21 protein-coding genes are annotated in these 18,408 nt (G+C 71.5%); 9 read left to right on the top strand and 12 right to left on the bottom strand.

What is annotated here, in order from left to right; all coding sequences use genetic code 11:
• Positions 1-18: 18 nt before the first annotated feature.
• Together ACIA5G_RS14095 and ACIA5G_RS14090 are read right to left on the bottom strand one after the other, a co-directional pair.
• Positions 19-711 carry a nitroreductase gene (locus ACIA5G_RS14095; RefSeq protein ID WP_395923255.1) on the bottom strand — a complete coding sequence of 231 codons (693 nt, stop codon included), beginning with the start codon at positions 709-711 and terminating at the stop codon, positions 19-21.
• 5 nt (positions 712-716) lie between these two features.
• Complete coding sequence (locus tag ACIA5G_RS14090) at positions 717-1,262, bottom strand: DUF4863 family protein (protein ID WP_395923254.1); 546 nt, start codon at positions 1,260-1,262, stop codon at positions 717-719.
• Positions 1,263-1,381: 119 nt separating this feature from the next.
• Here ACIA5G_RS14090 and ACIA5G_RS14085 point away from each other — a divergent pair, with 119 nt between their 5' ends.
• The gene (locus tag ACIA5G_RS14085) at positions 1,382-1,693 is read left to right on the top strand and encodes a hypothetical protein (protein ID WP_395923252.1); all 312 of its coding nucleotides are present in this window, start codon (positions 1,382-1,384) and stop codon (positions 1,691-1,693) included.
• On the opposite strand, the gene ACIA5G_RS14080 is transcribed toward ACIA5G_RS14085, so the two are convergent.
• Together ACIA5G_RS14080 and ACIA5G_RS14075 are read right to left on the bottom strand one after the other, a co-directional pair.
• A complete protein-coding gene (locus tag ACIA5G_RS14080) occupies positions 1,665-2,819 on the bottom strand; it encodes an acyl-CoA dehydrogenase family protein (RefSeq protein ID WP_395923250.1) in 1,155 nt (384 codons plus the stop codon). The genes ACIA5G_RS14085 and ACIA5G_RS14080 overlap by 29 nt on opposite strands.
• 13 nt (positions 2,820-2,832) lie before the next feature.
• On the bottom strand, positions 2,833-3,687 hold the full coding sequence (locus ACIA5G_RS14075) for a 3-hydroxybutyryl-CoA dehydrogenase (RefSeq protein ID WP_395923248.1): 855 nt from the start codon (positions 3,685-3,687) through the stop codon (positions 2,833-2,835).
• Between the two features lie 105 nt (positions 3,688-3,792).
• On the opposite strand from ACIA5G_RS14075, the gene ACIA5G_RS14070 reads away from it, so the two are divergent.
• The 3 genes from ACIA5G_RS14070 (at position 3,793) to ACIA5G_RS14060 (ending at position 7,699) form a co-directional block, all read left to right on the top strand.
• Entirely contained in the window at positions 3,793-4,452 is a 660-nt protein-coding gene (locus ACIA5G_RS14070) for a TetR/AcrR family transcriptional regulator (RefSeq protein ID WP_395923246.1), read from the top strand.
• Positions 4,453-5,234: 782 nt separating this feature from the next.
• Positions 5,235-6,395, top strand: a complete 1,161-nt coding sequence (locus ACIA5G_RS14065; protein ID WP_395923245.1) for an MFS transporter — start codon at positions 5,235-5,237, stop codon at positions 6,393-6,395.
• A gap of 107 nt (positions 6,396-6,502) precedes the next feature.
• Entirely contained in the window at positions 6,503-7,699 is a 1,197-nt protein-coding gene (locus ACIA5G_RS14060; protein WP_395923243.1) for an MFS transporter, read from the top strand.
• 22 nt (positions 7,700-7,721) lie between these two features.
• On the opposite strand, the gene ACIA5G_RS14055 is transcribed toward ACIA5G_RS14060, so the two are convergent.
• Both ACIA5G_RS14055 and ACIA5G_RS14050 read right to left on the bottom strand, forming a co-directional pair.
• Positions 7,722-8,228, bottom strand: a complete 507-nt coding sequence (locus tag ACIA5G_RS14055) for a roadblock/LC7 domain-containing protein (RefSeq protein WP_395923241.1) — start codon at positions 8,226-8,228, stop codon at positions 7,722-7,724.
• Positions 8,225-8,593 (bottom strand): hypothetical protein, encoded by a 369-nt coding sequence (locus ACIA5G_RS14050; protein WP_395923239.1) that lies wholly within the window; start codon positions 8,591-8,593, stop codon positions 8,225-8,227. The genes ACIA5G_RS14055 and ACIA5G_RS14050 overlap by 4 nt, the downstream gene beginning before the upstream one ends.
• Before the next feature lie 216 nt (positions 8,594-8,809).
• Between ACIA5G_RS14050 and ACIA5G_RS14045 the strand changes: the two genes are divergently transcribed.
• From ACIA5G_RS14045 to ACIA5G_RS14025, 5 genes are all read left to right on the top strand, one after another.
• Positions 8,810-9,385 carry a TetR/AcrR family transcriptional regulator gene (locus tag ACIA5G_RS14045; RefSeq protein WP_395923237.1) on the top strand — a complete coding sequence of 192 codons (576 nt, stop codon included), beginning with the start codon at positions 8,810-8,812 and terminating at the stop codon, positions 9,383-9,385.
• Positions 9,382-9,813: a DUF3237 family protein gene (locus ACIA5G_RS14040; RefSeq protein ID WP_395923236.1), complete on the top strand. Its 432-nt coding sequence runs from the start codon at positions 9,382-9,384 to the stop codon at positions 9,811-9,813. The genes ACIA5G_RS14045 and ACIA5G_RS14040 overlap by 4 nt, the downstream gene beginning before the upstream one ends.
• Before the next feature lie 8 nt (positions 9,814-9,821).
• On the top strand, positions 9,822-10,727 hold the full coding sequence (locus ACIA5G_RS14035; protein WP_395923235.1) for an alpha/beta hydrolase fold domain-containing protein: 906 nt from the start codon (positions 9,822-9,824) through the stop codon (positions 10,725-10,727).
• Positions 10,728-10,890: 163 nt separating this feature from the next.
• Positions 10,891-11,352 carry a DUF5994 family protein gene (locus ACIA5G_RS14030; RefSeq protein WP_395923234.1) on the top strand — a complete coding sequence of 154 codons (462 nt, stop codon included), beginning with the start codon at positions 10,891-10,893 and terminating at the stop codon, positions 11,350-11,352.
• A gap of 55 nt (positions 11,353-11,407) precedes the next feature.
• Positions 11,408-11,602, top strand: coding sequence for a hypothetical protein (locus tag ACIA5G_RS14025; protein ID WP_395923232.1), 195 nt, complete (start codon positions 11,408-11,410; stop codon positions 11,600-11,602).
• On the opposite strand, the gene ACIA5G_RS14020 is transcribed toward ACIA5G_RS14025, so the two are convergent.
• Genes ACIA5G_RS14020 through ACIA5G_RS13995 form a run of 6 tightly spaced genes read right to left on the bottom strand, consistent with a single transcriptional unit; the run spans position 11,603 to position 18,401 of the window.
• Positions 11,603-13,831 carry a molybdopterin-dependent oxidoreductase gene (locus ACIA5G_RS14020; protein WP_395923230.1) on the bottom strand — a complete coding sequence of 743 codons (2,229 nt, stop codon included), beginning with the start codon at positions 13,829-13,831 and terminating at the stop codon, positions 11,603-11,605.
• Positions 13,828-14,889, bottom strand: a complete 1,062-nt coding sequence (locus tag ACIA5G_RS14015) for an LLM class flavin-dependent oxidoreductase (RefSeq protein ID WP_395923229.1) — start codon at positions 14,887-14,889, stop codon at positions 13,828-13,830. Before ACIA5G_RS14015 ends, ACIA5G_RS14020 begins: the two co-directional genes overlap by 4 nt.
• Positions 14,886-15,239: a 4Fe-4S binding protein gene (locus ACIA5G_RS14010; protein WP_395923228.1), complete on the bottom strand. Its 354-nt coding sequence runs from the start codon at positions 15,237-15,239 to the stop codon at positions 14,886-14,888. Before ACIA5G_RS14010 ends, ACIA5G_RS14015 begins: the two co-directional genes overlap by 4 nt.
• The gene (locus ACIA5G_RS14005) at positions 15,236-16,720 is read right to left on the bottom strand and encodes an FAD-binding protein (RefSeq protein WP_395923226.1); all 1,485 of its coding nucleotides are present in this window, start codon (positions 16,718-16,720) and stop codon (positions 15,236-15,238) included. The genes ACIA5G_RS14010 and ACIA5G_RS14005 overlap by 4 nt, the downstream gene beginning before the upstream one ends.
• Complete coding sequence (locus tag ACIA5G_RS14000; protein WP_395923225.1) at positions 16,717-17,436, bottom strand: ABC transporter ATP-binding protein; 720 nt, start codon at positions 17,434-17,436, stop codon at positions 16,717-16,719. Before ACIA5G_RS14000 ends, ACIA5G_RS14005 begins: the two co-directional genes overlap by 4 nt.
• Complete coding sequence (locus tag ACIA5G_RS13995) at positions 17,433-18,401, bottom strand: aliphatic sulfonate ABC transporter substrate-binding protein (RefSeq protein ID WP_395923224.1); 969 nt, start codon at positions 18,399-18,401, stop codon at positions 17,433-17,435. Before ACIA5G_RS13995 ends, ACIA5G_RS14000 begins: the two co-directional genes overlap by 4 nt.
• Positions 18,402-18,408 lie beyond the last annotated feature (7 nt).

The raw sequence follows: 18,408 nt of genomic DNA, 5'->3' as shown, positions 1-18,408 counted from the left end.
TGAGCGCGGCCTGCCGTGTCAGGCGGATTCGTCGCCGTGGAAGGTCGTGAAGCCGGCGACCGGCTCGCGTGGCGTCCGGTGTCGGCTGAGGCGGTGTTCGTGGTCGGCGTGCCCGAGGGCGAGCCCGCAGACGACGATCCGGTCGTCCGGGATCGCCAGGTGCCGGCGCAGCACCGGGTGGAAGTCGAGGAACGAGGCCTGCGGGCAGGTGTCGAGCCCCGCGTGCCGGGCGGCGAGCATGAGCGCCTGCAGGAACAGCCCGGCGTCGACGAGCGCGCCGGCGAGCGGGCGCCGGCTGACGGTCAGGATCAGGCCGACCGGGGCGCCGAAGAAGTCGTAGTTGCGGCGGTGGTGACCCAGCCGCCCTTCGGTGTCGTCTGCCGCGATGCCGAGGGTGTCGCGGTAAAGGCTTTCCCCGAACTTCCGCCGCCGGGACCGGAACGGCTCTTCCCAGTCCTCGGGCGCCGGTTGGTAGGGAAACTCTCGTTCGACGCGGCCGTCGCCGTGCAGCGCCTGCCAGAGCGCCTCGGTCAGGCGGCGTTTCGGCTCGCCGGTCAGGACGTGGACGTGCCACGGCTGGCAGTTCGAGTTGCTGGCCGAACGGGCGGCGAGCGCCAGCAGACGCTCGACCTCCGCCCGCGGCACCGGCTCGGGCCGGAACGCGCGCACGCTGCGGCGGGTGAGCAGCGCTTCCTCGACGGTCGCCGCCATCGGCTTCAGCGCCCGTACCCGCCGGGCGCCGCGGACTCGAGGTCCTCGGGCGCGGTGATGTCGTAGGAGATGCGGCCCGCGGGCAGGTAGAACAGGGCGATCAGGCCGCCGCCCACCACCTCGGGATAGTGGTGACTCCCCGGCTCCGGCGACGTCCACCCCGGTCCCTGCCAGCCGCGCGGGCCGCGCAGGAGCGCACCCGGATCCAGCGGGACGACCATGTTGATCTCGCCGTATGGGTGCTGGTGGTACTCGCCGCGGAAGACCGGAACGCTGTCCAGGTAGACGGCGGTGATGCTAAACCAGCTCAGCCGCTCGCACGGCTCGGCGATCCGGCTCCGCCGGTAGTGCGGGCCGCCGACCTCGACGTTGGCCGCCCAGCCGTCGGCGACGCCTGCCTTGACCAGGCGGGCGAGGTCGTCCCACAGCTCGGAGCCGGGGCCCCGGTTCTCGTTGAGCCAGGTCTCCAGTTCGGCGCCGGCCGTGCGGTTCTTGATCTCGTCGACGAACGGGATGCTGCGGGTGATCAGGTCTTCTGCGGTGGCGCCCATGTCCGTCTCCTCCTGGCGTGGTTACCGGTCATGAGGACGGTAGGCCGACGGATGTATTACAGTCAATAGTTGTAACGTAACTGGAGTGGGGCGGCGCCGAGATCGCGACGCTGGCCGTGGTGCTGGCGGCGGTCTACGTCGGCGCGGGCGCAACCCGGGACGAGCTGGACGCCGCCGCGCGCGACGAGCTGGTGCGCAGCGGGCGCGCCGAGACGTTCGTGCCGACGTCACAAGGGGTGCTGCACGTCCGGCTGTCCGGGCCCGCGGACAGCCGGCCGGTGGCCGGCGACTGGATCTTCCGCGTCGCCGGGCCGTCGCAGGTGCTGGGCATGATCGCCGACGCCTACCCGCCTGGCCCGGCCCGCGACGAGATGGTCGCCGTGAACAACATCGGCCTGCTCCTCAGCCGCGGAGCAGGTGACGCGCCATGACAACACGCTGGATCTGGTTCGTCCCTTCATAAATCTGCGTGATCTTGGCGTCCCGCATCATGCGCTCCAACGGAAAGTCCCGCGTATATCCGTACCCGCCGAGCAACTGAACCGCATCAGTGGTCACACGCATCGCAACATCCGACGCATAACACTTCGCCGCCGCACCGAAGAAGGAAAGATCCGAATCGTTCCGCTCGGACTTGGCCGCCGCCGCGTACACCATCTGGCGCGCCGTCTCGACCGCCATCGCCATGTCCGCGAGCATGAACTGGATGCCCTGGAACTCCGCGATCTGCTTGCCGAACTGCTTGCGCTCCTTGACATACGCCACCGCGTGGTCAAGCGCGCCCTGGGCGATGCCGACCGCCTGGGCCGCGATCGTCACCCGGGTGTGGTCGAGCGTCCGCAGCGCGATCTTCAGGCCCTCACCGGGCGTGCCCACCAGCCGGTCACCGGGAATCCGCACCTGGTCGAACAGCAGTTCGCGCGTCGGCGATCCCTTCACGCCCAGCTTCTTCTCCTTGGCGCCGAAGGAGAAACCCGCGTCCGACTTCTCGACGACAAACGCGCTGATGTTGGACCCGCGCTTGCCCTCGGGGTCGGTCACCGCCAGCACCGTGTAGTAATCGGAGATCCCGGCGTTGCTGATCCAGGACTTCTGGCCGTTGAGGACCCAGTCGTCGCCCTCGGCGGTGGCGCGGCAGCGCATCGACGCCGTGTCCGAACCGGCGTCGCGCTCCGAGAGTGCGTAGGAGAACGCGGCCTCGCCGCTCGCCAGGGGAGTGAGGTACTTCGTCTTCAAAGCCGCGTCGCCCGCGAGCATCAGAGGCAGGCTGCCGAGCTTGTTCACCGCCGGGATCAGCGACGACGACGCGCAGACGCGGGCGACCTCTTCGATCACGATGCAGGTCGCGAGGGCGTCGGCGCCCGCGCCGCCGTACTCCTCGGGGACGTGCGGGGCGTGGAAGTCGGACGCCACCAGCGCGTCGTAGGACGCCTTCGGGAACTCTTCGCGCTCGTCGGCGTCGGCGGCGTGGGGCGCGATGCGCTCTTCGGCCACCGCGCGGACGGCTTCCCGGATGGCCTCGTGGTCTTCGGTGGTGGTGAACAGGTCGAAGGTCATGAAATTCGCTCTTTCAGGCGTAGGTGTAGAAGCCGCGGCCGGATTTGCGGCCGAGCAGGCCGGCGTCGACCATGCGGGCGAGCAGCGGCGGCGGGGCGTAGAGCGGCTCCTTGAACTCCTCGTACAGCGACTCGGCGACCGCCTTCGTCGTGTCGAGGCCGATCAGGTCCGCGAGCGCGAGCGGGCCCTGCGGGTGCGCGGCGCCGCGCACCAGGCCCTCGTCGATGGCCTCACGGCTGGCGAAGCCGGACTCGAGCATCCGGATGGCCGCGAGGATGAAGGGGATCAGCAGCGCGTTGACGACGAACCCGGCGCGGTCCTTGCACAGGATCGCCTGCTTGCCGAGCGCGTCCTGGGCGAACGCCCGCGCCCGCTCGACCGTGCTGTCGGCGGTCAGCAGGCTGGGCACGAGCTCGACCAGGGGGAGGACCGGCACCGGGTTGAAGAAGTGCACCCCGATGACCTGGGCCGGGCGCTGGGTCGCGGTGCCCAGCTTCATGATCGGGATGGACGAGGTGTTCGACGCCAGGATCGCGTCCGGCGCGGTCACGATCTTGTCGAGCTGGGTGAACAGCTCGGTCTTGACCTGCTCGTTCTCGACGATCGCTTCCACGACGAAGGTGCGGTCGGCCAGGTCGTCGAGGGATTCGCTGACCCGGATCCGCCGCAGGACCTCGCCGGCGTCGGGGATCTTGCCCTTCTTCTCCGCTCGGGCCAGTGAGCTTTCGAGGCGCTTGCGTCCGGCGGCCGCGGCGGCCGGGTCCGCCTCGACGACCACCACGTCGAGGCCCGCACGTGCGCACACCTCGGCGATCCCCGCCCCCATCTGCCCGCACCCGACCACGCCGACGCGTTCCATCACCGCCACCTCTCTGAGACTGAGTACCCTAACTACGGTACTGAGTACCGTCCAGTAGGTGAAGGGATATGACGATCGCCACGCCTTAGGCTGAGCCACGACGGGAGGAGTGCGATGTCCGCGAAGGAGCGCCTGATCGAGGCGGCGTTCGAGCTGTTCGGCGAGCGCGGTTACGACCAGACGACGGTCGACGACATCACCGAACGCGCCGGTGTGGGCCGCACGACGTTCTTCCGCGCGTTCCGGGCCAAGGAGGACGTGATCTTCCCCGATCACGAGGTCCTGCTCGGCGCCATCGAGGCCCGCTTGTCCGGCTCCACCCCGCGCACGGCGCTGCTCGCCGTGACCGAGGCGTCCCGGCTCGTCCTCCAGCACTACCTCGCCGAGGGGGAGCGGGCCCGCACCCGCTACCGGCTGACCAGCAGCGTCCCGGCGCTGCGCGACCGCGAGATCGCGGGAGTCCAGCAGTACCAACGCCTCTTCCGCGGGTTCCTGCACCGCTGGATGGGCGGGACCGCGGAGACCGCGCTGCGCGCCGAGCTGATGGCCGGCGCCGTCGTGACCGCGCACAACCACGTGCTGCGGCGATGGCTGCGCGGGCAGGCGAGCGCTCCGGAGCAGGAGTTCGACGCCGCGATGGCCGAGACCGTCGCCCTGTTCACCCGGTCCGACGGCGACGAAAGCTCCCTTGTGGTCTTCCGGACGACGAAGGATCTCGGCGCTTTGCTGCCGGAGCTGCAGGAGCTGCTCGGACCCGGTGACGTCAAGTCCTGAGCGACACCAGGCCGATGGGCGGTCGGCGCGGGGGAGTGGTGGTACGCCGGAGGACGCGCTCGACACCGGCGTGCAGGGCCGGAGCCCGAAGCCGTGACTCTGGAGGTGTTCGGGGAGGAACTGCGTGTCCTTTGTGGATATCGGGGAGCGGTCGACGTGGGCTCGGCAAATCGAATCTGTCGATGACGTCCGGAATCGGCTGCCGGCAAAGCCGATTCCGCGGCCAACCCCGGTTGAAGGACGGCGCAGGCACGAAATCCGGAGAAACCGAGATGACGGCGAACGCGCCTCCCGGTAACCGGAACGTCGGCGTCAACCCCTTCCGGAGCCACGATTGCCAGCGTCCACGCCGACTCCGTCACCCTCCGTGCCGGATCGGGCGAGAGCGGTTACTCAACCGCAACCTACGTGTCATGCTCCGGCTCTGGTTTTGCACGGTCCGCTCCGGTTAAATTGTTTCCGGGGAACCCGAGGTGGGTTTCTTGCTACCGGCGAACAGCTCAGCGACTTCTATTTTGGCGCGGCGAAAATGCCGCGTTGTCGTCCGACCCGTCCAAAACACGTGCGGGCCGGACGAAAACGTCTCGGGTGCTGGTCAAGAATGGTGCCGCCACCCGGCCTTCTGTTCATCCCGGCGGAATCTCCGCCCCTCGAATCGACCCCTTCGGTCGTTCAGCGGAAGTTCACGCCCACGTCAATGACGGACGGATCTGACTCACTCATGCCGCAACGCATGGCTTGACGGAGCTCGACGCTCCGGACCTCGAGGCCGAGGAGGAGCGATGTCCCGTGCCCCCGCCGTTTCCGCCGCCGTGATCTTCGTATTGGCCCTCAACCTCCGGCCGGCGGTGACCAGCCTGGGCGCGGCCCTGCCGGACATCTCCGTTGCCGCATCCCTGGTCGCCGCCATCCTCGTCGCGCTGCCCCTGTGGGCGATCGGTCTCGGCGGCTGGGCGACACCCTGGCTGTGCGGGCGCGTCGGAACACATCGGACCGTCACCGTGTCCCTGGCCGGGCTGGCCGTGTCGCTGTTCGGGCGGGTCCTCGGCGGACCGATCCCGCTGCTGGCCGGGACCACCCTGGCGTGCCTGTCCATCGCGGTGCTCGGCACCATGCTCCCGTTGCTGGCCCAGGGGTCTTCCGCCTACCCGCTCGGGCTCGGCATGGGCAGCACGGCCGGGGCGCTGCTGACCCCGATGGCGGTGCTGTCCTCGTCCTGGCGGATCGGTCTGGGCCTGTGGGTGGTGGTGGCCCTGCTCGCCCAGCAGGTCTGGCACCGCACCCCCGGCGAATTCGTCGCACCACGCCGAGCGGGAAAACCGGAACGGGCCGTCGCCCTCACCATCCACTTCGGACTCATCTCGACGGTGACGTTCCTCGTCATGGGCTGGCTGCCCGGCATCCTGCGTGCCGCAGGGGTTTCACCGGCGACCGCGGGCGCCTGCCTCGCGTTGTCGATGGCCATGGGACTGCCGATGATGTGGCTGGTTCCGGGCTGGACCCGCCGGTGGCGCAACCAGACGCTGCTCGTCGTCGTCCTGGCCACGCCCAACGTCATTGGCGTGGCCGGCCTGCTCTTCGCCCCGGCGGCCGCGCCGTGGGTGTGGGCCGGGGCCACCGGCCTGGGCATGGGCTCACTCGCGTTCGTCCTCACGACGATCTCGTTGCGCAGCAAGGACAGTTCGCTGTCGCTGTCCGCCGTGGTCCAGGGTGTGGGGTACGTGATCGCCGGCTTCGGCGTGCTGGCCTGCGGCTGGCTGCACACGCACACCGGGAGCTGGCGGACCCCGCTGGTGCTGGTCCTGGTGATCCTGCTCGCCCAGGTGCTCAGCGGCCACATCTCGGTGGTGCACCGGGCCGTGGTGATCCCGTTGACGCTCCGGCGGGTCGTCCCCGACGTCACGCTGCGGCCCCCGCGGGACATCCCCGACGTCGGGGCCTGACCCGGGACGGTAAGTCCGAAATGCTCTGGTCAACCGGCGAATTCACGACGCGACATTGATCACTCCGGCCGCCGGACGGCCGCCTCGGTCGCGCATGATGACCGGACATGGTCGAAGACTTCCGCCTGCGTTCGGTCGCCGCGGCGGCGTACGGGCCGGCAGCCCTGTTCGGGCTGTCCGAGGGGGCCGTGCTGCCGGTCGTCGCGCTGAGCGCGATCGACCGCGGGGCGAGCACCCCGACGGCCGCGCTGATCACCGCGCTGCTCGGGGTCGGGTCGCTGGCCGCGAACATCCCGGCCGGGGTGCTCGCGACCCGGATCGGCGAACGCCGGTCGATGCTCCTGGCGGCGGCCATCATGGTCACGGGCGTCCTGACCTGCCTGGCCGACCTGGGCCGCGGGCCGTGGTCGCTGCTGCTCTACGGCTTCGGCATCCTGCTGATCGGGGTGGCGAGCGCGGTCTACAGCCTGGCCCGCCAGTCGTACCTGACCGAGATCGTCCCGCTGCACATGCGTGCCCGGGCGTTGTCGACGCTGGGCGGGAGCATGCGCGTGGGCATGTTCCTCGGGCCGTTCGCCGGGGCCGCGGCGATGCAGGTCGCCGGGCTGCCGGGCGCGTACTACGTGAGCCTGGCCGCGATCGTGGCCGCCGGCGTCCTGGTGTTCCGGGTGCCCGACCTGGAGGTCACCGCCGACGACCGGGCCGACGCGTCCGCCGTCACGACGCGCGGGATGCTCAAGCAGCGGTGGCGGGTGTACGCGACGCTGGGCGCCGGGATCCTGTTGCTGTCGGCGATCCGGCAGACCCGGCAGACGGTGGTGCCACTGTGGGCGGCGCACCTCGGGCTGTCGCCGACGACCAGCTCGATCATCTACGGCGTCGCCGGAGCCGTCGACGCGCTGACGTTCTACCCGGCCGGGAAGGTGATGGACCGCTACGGGCGGCGCTGGGTGGCGGTGCCCGCGACACTCGTGCTGGGGGTGTCGTTCGTCGTCATGCCGTTCGCGGGCGGCGCGGTTTCGCTGACGGTGGCGGCGATGGTGATGGGGTTCGGCAACGGCATCGGGTCGGGCATCGTGATGACGCTCGGCGCCGACGTGTCGCCGCGGGTGGGCCGGCCCACGCACCTCGGGATCTGGAACGAGCTCGCCGACATCGGCTCCGGCGTCGGTCCCCTGATCCTGTCCGCGGTGACCGCACTGGCCGGCCTCGGCGCCGGGATCGTGGCGAGCGGCCTGGTCGGTTTTGCCGCGGCCGGGGCGTTGTGGCGGTGGATACCGCGGCGCGCCGGCCCGGACCGCTGAGGCCGGGTCCGGCGCGAAGCCGTTACGGTGCCGGCTGTGCCCGGTGTGCACCTCCCGGCGCGAGGACGGCCTGTCGCAGCAGCGTCAGCGCTTGTTTGGCGGCCAGGGTGAACAGTCCCATGGTGATCTCCGGCTGGCCGAACACGACGAGCAGGAGTGATCCTTCGACGGGGAAGACGCAGACGTAGCCCGAGCTGCCTTCGAACATCGCACAGCGGGATTCGCCGATGCCGGCCTGGGCGGTGAACTGCGCGGCGAGCCCGGTCGCCGCCGCCGACATGGCGGCGACGCTGTCGGCCTCGACGGTCTCGATGTCCTTGGCCAGGACCAGGCCGTCGTGGGTGGCCACGAGCAGCCCGGCCACCTGGTCGACCTGCTCCCGGATCTTGCGCAACGCTTCGAGTGTCTGGTCCGAGTCGAGCGGGGGACGCTGGACCGTCCGATCCGGTGGCGGGCCGGGGTTCGCCGACGGCTGGCGCACCGGAAGCGGTGCGCGGAAGGACTGGTTGTGGGTGTCGGCACTCGTCATACGGACAGGCTGGTCTCGATGCGCTTGATGCTGTGGCGGGCGAGCGCGAGGTTCGCTCGTTCGCGGTCCAGCACGAGGTAGAGGAACAGGGTGGAGTTGCCGCGGGCCGACAGCGGCCGGATCACGTGGTACTGGTGGTGGAGGGTGATGAGGATGTCCTCGATGCTGTCGTCGAGCCCGAGGGAAGCCATCACGCGCAGTTTCGCGCGGACGACCTCGGTGTTGCCGGCCGCGGCGATGTCCAGGTCCAGCCAGTCGCCGCCGCCCAGCGAACCGAGGGACATCCCGCTGTCGTAGTCGACGAGCGTCACGCCGACGGCGCCGGGGATGTTCATCGCTTCTTTCAAGGCCAGGTCAATCGTCATGAAAAGGTTTTCTCCCGTCCGGGCTGGTCACTTGCCGGGTGACGTTAAGTGTCCGCGGTGGTTCTGAGTACGCCCGTTCGGAGCAACCTGGCCGGGCTTTATTTTCCGATTGGTGACAGCCGCCGTGCCGGAATTGAATCTGCAATTTGCAGTCCGCAAATAGCCGGGCCGGACGGCGGACTTGCAAGTTCTTTGACACCTGTCTATAAAGTTCGGATGGGCAGCACCACCACCGACGGGCGTGAGCTCCGGGCCGAGCGTTCGCGCGCGGCGTTGTTCGCGGCGGCCGTGCGGCTGGTGTCCACCCGCGGCAGCGCGAACGTCCCCGTCACGGACCTCGCCGAGGCCGCCGGGGTCAGCCGCCAGCTCGTCTACCTGCACTTCGGTGAGCGGGACGCGCTGCTGGTCGCCGCGGCGACCGACCTCGCCCGGCGGGAACTGCGGCTCGGCGAACGGTCCGGCCGGGCCGCGGTGCTCGCCACCGCCCGGCACTTCGCCGACCATCGCGCGTTCTACCGCGCGCTGCTCACCGGCCCGTGCGCGTTCGCGCTGACCACCGCGCTGAGCGACCTGCTCGCCCCGGTCAACCGGCACGTGGTCCGGGAGCTCTTCGGTGACCGGGTGCCCGAAGGGACGGTGGACGACCTTGCGGTGTTCCTCACCGGCGGCGCCGGCGCGCTGATCAACGCCTGGCTGCTCGGCGACGAGGACCCGCTCGATCCCGAGGTGCTGACCGACCGGCTCGTCCGGCTCCTGCACACCCTCGGCGGACTTCCGGAAGGGGACGCATGACCCACCCCGAGCTTGTGCTGGACCTGGTGGCGAAGCTGGAAGTGCTGATCGCCGAGCCGATCGACGCCGGCGTGACACCCGCCGGGCACCGGCGCGTCATCCCGATCACCGGCGGCCGCGTGACGGGCCCGCGCATCACCGGCGAAGTGCTCGGCATCGGCGCGGACTGGAGCGCCGTGCGAAGCGACAACGTCCCGGTCGTGACGGCGCAGTACCTGATCCGCACCGACGACGGGGTGGTGCTCACCGTGACCAACACCGGCGCCTTCACCGCGCAGGGCATCGTCACGACCCCGCACATCGAAGCGCCCGAAGGCCCGTACGCGTGGCTCAACGACGCCGTCCTCGCCGGCACCCTCGTCCCGCTGCTGGACGGCGCCCGGCCGCTCGGGGTTTCCCTCGAATTCCACCAGATCCGCGTGAAGTGAGGTCGCCCGTGTCGATCCTGTCGAAGCCGTTCGTCGCCGACGGAGTGGCCCGCCTGATGGCGGCGGGCGCCGCGCGTGCGATGAAACCGCGGCCGCTGTTCCCCGAGATTCCCGGCCGCACCGCCGAAATCACGGTCCCGACCCGCCACGGCCCGATGCCCGCGACGCTCTACCGGCCGCCGGAGGGCGGCTCGGCACGGGGCGTCTACGTCAACGCCCACGGCGGCGGGTTTGTGGTGGGCGGCCCGATCGGGGACGACCCGCTGTGCCGCTACCTCGCCGAGCACGCCGGGGTGTTCGTGGTCAACGTCGACTACGCGCTCGCGCCGGACCGGCGGTTTCCCGTGCCGTGCGAACAGGTTCACGACGCGCTCGAGTGGGCGGCCTCGCCCGGGCGCGAATGGGCGGGCGCCCGGCTGTGTGTCGGCGGGCAGAGCGCCGGCGGCTCGCTCGCCGCGGCGGCGTCCCGGCTCGCGCTGCGCGCCGGCGGGCCCGGGATTGCCTTGCAGGTACTGCATTACCCGCCACTCGACCTGGTCACCCCGGCCGCGGACAAGCCCGCGCCGCCGGGCCGGCGGGCGGTGATCCGGCCGTGGATGGGAGAAGTCTTCGACACCGCCTACATCCCCGACGCCGCCCGCCGGACGGACCCGCTGGCGTCCCCGGCGTGGGGCGGCAACGGCGACGGCCTGGCCGGCATCGCGCCCGCGCTGGTGATCACCTGCGAACTCGACCGGCTGCGCGCCGAAGCCGTCACCTACGCCGCCAAGCTCGCCGAGGCCGGCGCGCTGGTGGAGCACTACGACATCCAGGGTGTCGACCACGGGTACGACCTCATGAGCGGAGACCCCGAGCTGGTCCGGCGGGTGTACACGTTCCTCGCCCTGCACGTCGAGCGTGCGGTGACCGCCTGAGCGGCGGGCGGCGCCCGGTCCCGGTTGGTGCAGGCGCGGTGACGCCGTGCAGTCATCGTGTACTGTGGGTGGCATCCGAGAGCATTTCGCGCGCGAGTGGTCGAACCTGCGCCGTCCTCGGCCCAGTCCGGCCGGTACACTGGCCGGGGACGGGAGCACCGACATGCCGTCGGGCCCGAAAACCAGTTCTTCCTCTGCACCGGCCACCGAACCACGTCTGCGGCTGAAGCCGGCGGGGCCCACCACGGGACACGTCGACGGCGGGTGGTGGCCGCGGACCCGTGACCTGGACGCCGAGCTGCCTGCGCTGCTCACCGAGGTGGCCGCGCGGATCGGGCGGATCGACCGCGTCACCTACCACCTCGCGGACTGGCCGGCCCCCGATCGCCGGCTCACCTTCGACGGCCACGTCGTGCGGCTCGAGGGATTCCGGTCACAGCAGCCCGGCCACCTGACGGTGATCGGCTGGGACCGGGACCGGCTGACCTTGCAGGTCGTCTCGCCGGAAACCACGTCCGACGACGCGGAGCACGCCCTGGCGAGCGCCGCGGACCCGGACGAGAACGAAGCCGGCGCGCAGCCGCTCGCGGCCCGCGAGGCCGACGGCGTCCCGCAGCCGGTATGACCCCCGCCGCCCACCGGCGGCACCACGAAAGGACCATCTGATCACTACTTCAACCGTGGACAGCTCGCTGTTCAGCCACCCCGTCGTCGAGGAACCCCGCCCCGGCGCGCCCGCCACACCCCAGGACAACCGGTACGGCAGCCTGTTCCTCCAGCCGTTCTACACCCCGGCACCGGCGTCCGACGGCCCGACCGACCCCGCTCCGCGGCAGCGTTCCCGCGCGGCCCACGACCCCTCCGGGCGCCGCTGATCACGACGGCGCGCGGCGTGGCGGCCGCAGCGCGGTGACCTCCGGGACCGGGCCGTCGAACCGCTCGATCTCCACCACGGCGTGCTGACCGGTGCACCCCTGCGACAGCCGTGACGACGGCACGTCCGCCGTCAGCACGTTCGGGTTGCCGTGCGCGCACAGCGGGCCGGCCGGGTGGCCGGCGACCGGGTCGAACCAGGCTCCCGTCGGGAGCTGGGCCACCCCCGGGCGCAGGGCGTCGTCGAGGACCGCGCCCGCCAGGCATGCCCCGCGCGTGTTGAACACCCGGACCACGTCACCGGAGGCGATGCCTCGGGCCGCGGCGTCGGCCGGGTTGAGGCGGATCGCCTCGCGGCCCGCCACCTTCCCCGCGCGGCTGACCTCGCCGGCGTCGAGCTGGCTGTGCAGCCGGGTCCGCGGCTGGTTCGCGATGAGGTACAGCGGCCCGGTTTCCGTCGGCGGCAACCAGACCGGGTGACCCGGGCAGTCGTCGTACCCGAACCCGGCCACGACGGCCGACGTGATCTCGATCCGGCCGCTCGGCGTCTTCAGCGGGTGTGCATCCGGGTCGGCGCGGAAGTCCGCGAACAGTGTGTGGTGCGCCGGCCCCGGTGGAAGCCGCAGTTCGCCGGCCGCCCAGAACTCCGCGAAGGACGGGCTGTCCCGCCATTCGCCGTACAGGTGCTCGAGCCACTGCCGCGGCGAACGCCCTTCGGTGAACGCCGCGTCGACGCCGAGCCGCGCGGCCAGCGCCGCGAAGATCGCGTAGTCGTCACGAGCTTCTCCGGCGGGCTCGGCGATCCGGTGCATTGCGATGAGGTGCGTGTCGCGGCGGCCGGAGCCGAGGTCCTCGCGCTCCAAGGCCGTCGTGACCGGCAGGACGACGTCGGCGTGGCGGGCCGTGGCCGTCCAGAACGGCTCGTGCACCACCACGGTGTCCGGCCGGGCGAAGGCGCGGCGCAGCCGGTTGAGGTCCTGGTGGTGGTGGAACGGGTTGCCGCCCGCCCAGTAGACGAGCCGCGTGTCCGGGTACCGCCGGACTTCACCGTTGTAGTCGTACGAAGCGCCGGGGTGCAGCAGCAGGTCGGCGATCCGGGCGACCGGGATGAACTCCTCGACGGGGTTGACGCCCTGCGGCAGGTGCGGTGTCCGGAGCTCCGGGCCGGTGTCGCCGACGTCGCCCATCGAGCCGTACCCGTGGCCGAACCCGCCGCCGGGCAGCCCGATCTGCCCCAGCATCGCGGCCAGCGCGATGCCCGCCCACACCGGCTGTTCGCCGTGCTCGATGCGCTGCAACGACCAGGTCACCGTGACCAGCGTCCGGTGCGTGGCCATCTCCCGGGCGAGCGCGACGATGTCGGCTTCCGGGATCTGGGTGATCCCGCTCGCCCAGCGCGCGTCCTTGCCGGTCTCCAGGAGGTACCGCTCGAACTCCGGGTAACCGACGCAGTAGCGGTTCAGGAAATCCTTGTCGTGCAGGCCTTCCGTGGCGAGGGTGTGCGCCAGGCCGAGCATCAGCGCGGTGTCGGTCGCCGGCCGGATCGGGTACCACCGCGCGTCCACTGTGGACGGCAGGTCGTCCCGCAGCGGGCTGACGAGCGCGACCCGGGCACGCAGCCGGGCGAGGTGCCCGGGCGTGCCGTGTTCGGTGACCCCGCCGGGGGTGACGAACACGTTCTTCTCCGGCACACCCCCGAAAGCCACGATCAGTTCGGTGTGCTCGGCGATCGTCGGCCAGGTCGACGCCTGGCGCAGCACGGCGTGCGCGTCACCGACGACGTGCGGCAGCAGCACCGACGACGTCCCGTTGCTGTAGGTGTTGCGCGACGCCGTGAAACCGCCGATCGTGTTCAGGAACCGGTGCAGCTGGCTCTGCGCGTGGTGGAACCGCCCGGCGCTGGCCCAGCCGTAGGACCCGCCGAAGATCGCCTGGTTGCCGTGCTCGGTGCGCACCCGGCCGAGTTCGGCGGCGAGCCGGTCGAGGACCTCGTCCCACGGCACCTCGACGAACTCGTCGTGGCCGCGGCGCTCGTCGGGCCCCGGCCCGTCTTCCAGCCAGCCGCGGCGGACCGCCGGGCGGGTGACCCGGCTCGGGTGGTCGAGCGCCGCGGCCAGGTTCCCGAGCAGGGGTGACGGCGCCGGGTCGGCCGGGTGCGGGACCACCCGCAGCCGGCCGTCGGTGTCGACCTCGGCGGAGAAGGCGCCCCAGTGTGACGTGCTCGGCTTCATGCTCCGACGGTAACCGCGCCGGCGCGCTCGCGGACGAGGCGGACCAGCGTGCCGTAGTCCCGGGCGCCGGCCAGCGGTGAGAACCCGCGGATCAGCAGCGTGCCGACACCGAGCCGGACGTAGTCCAGCAGGGCGTCCGCGACCTGTTCGTAGCTGCCGACCAGCGCGGTCGAGTTGCCGGCGGCGCCGGTCGTCTTCGCCACCGCCGTCCAGAGCCGCTCGTCGTGCACCTCGCCGGTCGCCGCGGCTTCGAGCAGGCGCTGCGATCCGACGGCGGCGCTGGAGTCGCGGATGCCCTTGAAGTCGCGCACGCAGTCCTGGGTGAGCCGCAGGACGTCACGCGCCCGGACCCAGGCCTCGGCTTCGGTCGCCGCCGGGATCGGCCGGAGGCTGACGCTGAAGGCGGGCGCGCGCCCGTGCGGTGCGGCGGCCGCGCGGACCTGGTTGATGCGTTCGGCGATCCCGGCGAGGGGCTCACCCCAGAAGGCGTAGACGTCGGCGTGCTTCGCGCCGACGCGGATGGCATCGCCGGACGCGCCGCCGAAGTAGACCGGGATCCGGTCCGGCCGGACGTCCGAGCGGGCGTCGCGGACCTGGTAGAACTCGCCGTTGTGGTCGAACGGCTCGGCTCCTTCCCACGTTTTGCGCACGACCTCGAGGAAGTCGTCGGTGCGGCGGTAGCGGGTGGGCTTGTCGGTGAAATCGCCGTCGCGGGCCTGGTCGGCGTCGTCGCCGCCGGTGATGACGTGCAGGGCGATCCGGCCCGGGTGGAACGCGTCGAGCGTGGCCAACTTGCGGGCCAGCTGGGTGGGCGCGACGAACCCGGGCCGGTGGGCGAGTAGCACGCCGAGCCGCTCGGTGGCGGACAGGACCTGGTCGGCGAGGATGAACCCGTCCGGGCTGCTCGCCGACTGGGCGATGAGCACGCGGTCGAACCCGGCTTCTTCGTGGGTGCGGGCGACTTCGCGCAGGTAGCCGGGCTGGATGATGGGGCCTTCCGGCGCGACGATCTCGCTGGCCTGGCGGCCGGCGGCGTAACCGATGAACTCGACTGTCACGGGATCTCCTGTCCTAGGGCGCGGGCGGCGGCGAAGATGTCGCTCATCCGCCAGCTCTCGTTGGGGTGGGTGCGGCGGGCGCGGCCCCAGCCGGAGTCGCGCCGGTACTGGGCGGGCCAGTCGGTGGCCAGGACGGCTTCCTCGTCGGCCGCGACCGGGGTGCGGCAGTCGGGGTCGACGAACAGCGCGTCGACCGGGCAGTACAGCTCGCAGAGGAAGCAGGTTTGGCAGTCGCCCTGCCGGGCGATGACCGGGGCCGCGTCCGGGACGGCGTCGAAGACGTCACTGGGGCACACCTGGACGCACTTGTCACACTCGATGCAGCGGTCGGCGAGCACAAGTTCGATCACGCGGCGGCCTCCTGCCAGGCGGGGTCGTCGGTGCGCCAGTGCATGCCCCGGGTCTCGGGCCGGCGCAGGGCTGCCGTCTTGACCCAGCGGCCCATGGCCACCAGCGACGCGGTTTCGCGGGCGGTGACGGCGTCGCGGCCGGTGCCGGTCAGCCCGCCTTCGACGACCGTCCACAGGGAATCCAAAGTAGACAAAGAGGCACGGAGACCCGGCTCGTCGCGGAACATGTTCTTGTTGTAGGCGTTGAGCTCCTCCCGCACGACGTCGACCACGCCGGTGGTGTCCACGGTGGCCGGTCGGCCGCTCGGGCGGATCCCGGCGCGCCCCACCGGGTGCAGGGGCGCCGGAGTGGCCGAACGGGCGTGACGGACCGCGGCGCGGCCGGCCCAGGTGCCCGACGACACCGCCCACGCGGAGTTCGGTGAGCCACCTCCGGAGATCGCGCCGACCACCGGCACCCGGCTCGCGACGTCGCCCGCGGCGAACAGGCCGGGCACGTCCGTGGCGCCGTCCGGAGCCGAGACTTCCAGGCCGCCGACCCCGCGGATCGTCCCCTCGCCGAGCAGCGTGACCTCGAACCGGTCGGTGTACGGGTTGATGCCGCGCCGGGCGAACGGTAGCAGGAAGTTCGGCTGCACCACCGGCATTTTCCGGCGCACCCACTCCGGCGTCCGGTCGAGGGTGGCGAACACGGGACCGCGCAGCAGCGCGGCACCGAGGTCCCGGTTGCGGTCCCGGCCCAGCTCGATCTCCCCGCCGTCGGCGTCGGTGTAGGTGCCGAAGAGGTACGACATCGACCGCGCCATCGTCGAGAACGCCGGGGCGAGCGTGTAGTAGTTCGAGAACTCCATACCCGACAGCCGGGCGCCGGCTTCGACGGCCATCAGGTGCCCGTCGCCGGTGTTGCCGCGCGAGCCGAGCAGGTTGGACCGGAACGCCGTCCCGCCGGTGGCCAGCACGACCGCGCCCGCGTGGACCCGCCAGGCGCCGCCGGCTTGACGGCGTACCCCGGCCGCGCCGCCCACCGAGCCGTCCGGGCGCAGCAGCAGTTCCAGCGCCGGGTGGTGGTCGAAGATCCGGACGCCGGCCCGGTGGATCAGGCCGCGCATCGCCCGCAGGTACTCCGGGCCGCGCACGTTGTTGGTCCGGTCGGGCTCGCCGTCGCGGACCGGGAACGGATAGTACTTGTCCAAAGTGGGCAGTCGCTCCCAGGTCGTGCGCAGGACGCGCAACGCCTGTTCGGGGTCGGCGAGGCCACCGGCGTGCGCGTGCCGTTCCGCGACCGCCTGCTCGTGGCGGCCGGGTGGCACGAACCAGTGCGTCACCCCGGCGGTGGCCGTGACACCGCTGGTGCCGCAGTAACCCTTGTCGGCGAGGACGACGGTCCCACCGGCCTGGGCCGCGGCCAAGGCGGTCCAGGTCGCGGCGAGCCCGCCGCCGACGACGAGCACGTCGGCGGTCAGCTCGAGGTCGGGGGTCACCGCGTCTCCGCGAGTTCGGCGTCGGCGGCCACCCCGAGTTCCGCGAGCAGCCGGTAGCGGAGCTCCTCGAACTCGGGGTTGCGGCGGCTGCGTTCTCCCTCGAAGGCGACCCGGTGCTCGGCGGCGAGTGTGCCTTCGCGCAGCGCCACGACCCGGTCAGCGAGCAAGATCGCCTCGTCGACGTCGTGGGTCACCAGCAGGACCGCGGGGCGGTGGACGTCGACCAGGTGCCGGACCAGGGCGTGCATCTTGATCCGGGTCAGCGCGTCCAGCGCGGCGAACGGCTCGTCGAGCAGCAGCAGGCGCGGCTCGCGGACCAGCGCCCGGGCGAGGGCGACGCGCTGGGCTTCACCGCCGGACAGGGTCGCGGGCCAGGCGTCGGCGTGCCCGGTCAGGCCGACCTCGGCCAGCGCCCGGGCCGCGGCCTCGCGCGCCCCGGCGCGGGGGAGGCCGACCGCCACGTTCTGCCACACCGGCCGCCACGGCAGCAGCCGGTGCTCCTGGAACACCACCATCCGCTCGGGCGGGGCGGTCAGCTCACCGCCGTCGGGCTCGTCGAGTCCGGCCAGCAGCCGCAGCAAAGTCGTTTTGCCGCAGCCGCTTTCGCCGATCAGCGCGACGAACTCGCCCGGCGCGATGTCGAGATCGAGTCCGTTGAGGACGGTCCGGTCCCCGAAGCTCTTGGTCAGCGCGCGCACGCGCACGGCGGTCGTCACAGCTTCACCGCATGGTCGGCGATGGTGATCGGGCCGCTGAGGATCTTCCGCTGGGTCAGCCAGTCGGCGCCGCGCTGCAGCTGCGCGATGCCGTCGTCGTTGATGAGCGACAGCTTGGTCTGGACGTTCTTCGCAGCCATCCGGTCCAGGACGGCCTGCGGGTAGTGCGAGACGGCGTTGCCGATGTCGAGGGACTGCTTGTAGTTCTGGTTCTGCCACTCGTAGTCGGCCTGGAACGCGCTGATCACCTTGCGGATCGTGTCGGCGTTCTGCTCGGCGTACTCGCGGCGGACGAGGTAGCTGGTGAAGTCGATCTGGAAGTCCAGCTCGTCCCCGTCGACGAAGATCGCTTTGGCGCCGTACTGGACCTCGGCGATCTCGCGGAAGCCCTGCCAGATGGCCCAGGCGTCGATCTTCCCGGCGCCGAACGCGGCCGAGGCCTCGGGCGGGTTGAGGTAGGTAACCTTGACGGACTCGCGCGGCACGTTGTACTTCTCCAGCGCGGCCACGAGAAGGAACTCGCCGAGCCCGGCTTTGTTGACCGCGACGGTCTTGCCGACGAGGTCCGTCACCTTCTGAATGCCGGTGTTCGCGCCCGCGACGATCGCCGTCGTCCGCGGTGTGGACGCCGCCCAGGCGACGTAGACGAGGTCGGCGCCGGAGAGGATCGCCTGGTCGGCGGGGGTGGTGCTGCCGCCGAAGCTGAAGTCCGCGGTGCCGCCGACCACGGCCTGCAGGGTCGGCGCGTGGTTGGGGAACGGTCCGACCCACTCGACCGTGATGCCCTGGTCCTTGAGCGTCTTCTCCAGCACACCACGGGCTTTCGGCACGGAGATCGTGCTGTAGGTCAGGCGGACCTTGCCCTGGGTGGCGCCGCCGGCCGAGCCGGTGGCGCAGGCGGCGAGCGGGGCGGACAGCGCGGCGAGGCCGGCAGCGGTCAGGAACGTTCGGCGTGAGAGCGTCATGGGGGTT

This window comes from Amycolatopsis sp. NPDC051758 (assembly GCF_044453095.1).
In the GTDB taxonomy this organism is placed as follows: Bacteria; Actinomycetota; Actinomycetes; order Mycobacteriales; family Pseudonocardiaceae; genus Amycolatopsis.
Note: the sequence above shows the minus strand (reverse complement) of the source record. Positions and strands in the feature narration are given on the sequence as shown.

Bases quoted from the DNA above. Each gene is read 5' to 3' on its own strand.
- ACIA5G_RS14045 (WP_395923237.1), top strand. From the start codon at position 8,810: ATGGGCAGCACCACCACCGACGGGCGTGAGCTCCGGGCCGAGCGTTCG.
- ACIA5G_RS14095 (WP_395923255.1), bottom strand. From the start codon at position 711: ATGGCGGCGACCGTCGAGGAAGCGCTGCTCACCCGCCGCAGCGTGCGC.
- ACIA5G_RS14070 (WP_395923246.1), top strand. From the start codon at position 3,793: ATGTCCGCGAAGGAGCGCCTGATCGAGGCGGCGTTCGAGCTGTTCGGC.
- ACIA5G_RS14080 (WP_395923250.1), bottom strand. From the start codon at position 2,819: ATGACCTTCGACCTGTTCACCACCACCGAAGACCACGAGGCCATCCGG.
- ACIA5G_RS14030 (WP_395923234.1), top strand. From the start codon at position 10,891: ATGCCGTCGGGCCCGAAAACCAGTTCTTCCTCTGCACCGGCCACCGAA.
- ACIA5G_RS14065 (WP_395923245.1), top strand. From the start codon at position 5,235: ATGTCCCGTGCCCCCGCCGTTTCCGCCGCCGTGATCTTCGTATTGGCC.
- ACIA5G_RS14040 (WP_395923236.1), top strand. From the start codon at position 9,382: ATGACCCACCCCGAGCTTGTGCTGGACCTGGTGGCGAAGCTGGAAGTG.
- ACIA5G_RS14060 (WP_395923243.1), top strand. From the start codon at position 6,503: ATGGTCGAAGACTTCCGCCTGCGTTCGGTCGCCGCGGCGGCGTACGGG.
- ACIA5G_RS14055 (WP_395923241.1), bottom strand. From the start codon at position 8,228: ATGACGAGTGCCGACACCCACAACCAGTCCTTCCGCGCACCGCTTCCG.
- ACIA5G_RS14090 (WP_395923254.1), bottom strand. From the start codon at position 1,262: ATGGGCGCCACCGCAGAAGACCTGATCACCCGCAGCATCCCGTTCGTC.
- ACIA5G_RS13995 (WP_395923224.1), bottom strand. From the start codon at position 18,401: ATGACGCTCTCACGCCGAACGTTCCTGACCGCTGCCGGCCTCGCCGCG.
- ACIA5G_RS14050 (WP_395923239.1), bottom strand. From the start codon at position 8,593: ATGACGATTGACCTGGCCTTGAAAGAAGCGATGAACATCCCCGGCGCC.
- ACIA5G_RS14020 (WP_395923230.1), bottom strand. From the start codon at position 13,831: ATGAAGCCGAGCACGTCACACTGGGGCGCCTTCTCCGCCGAGGTCGAC.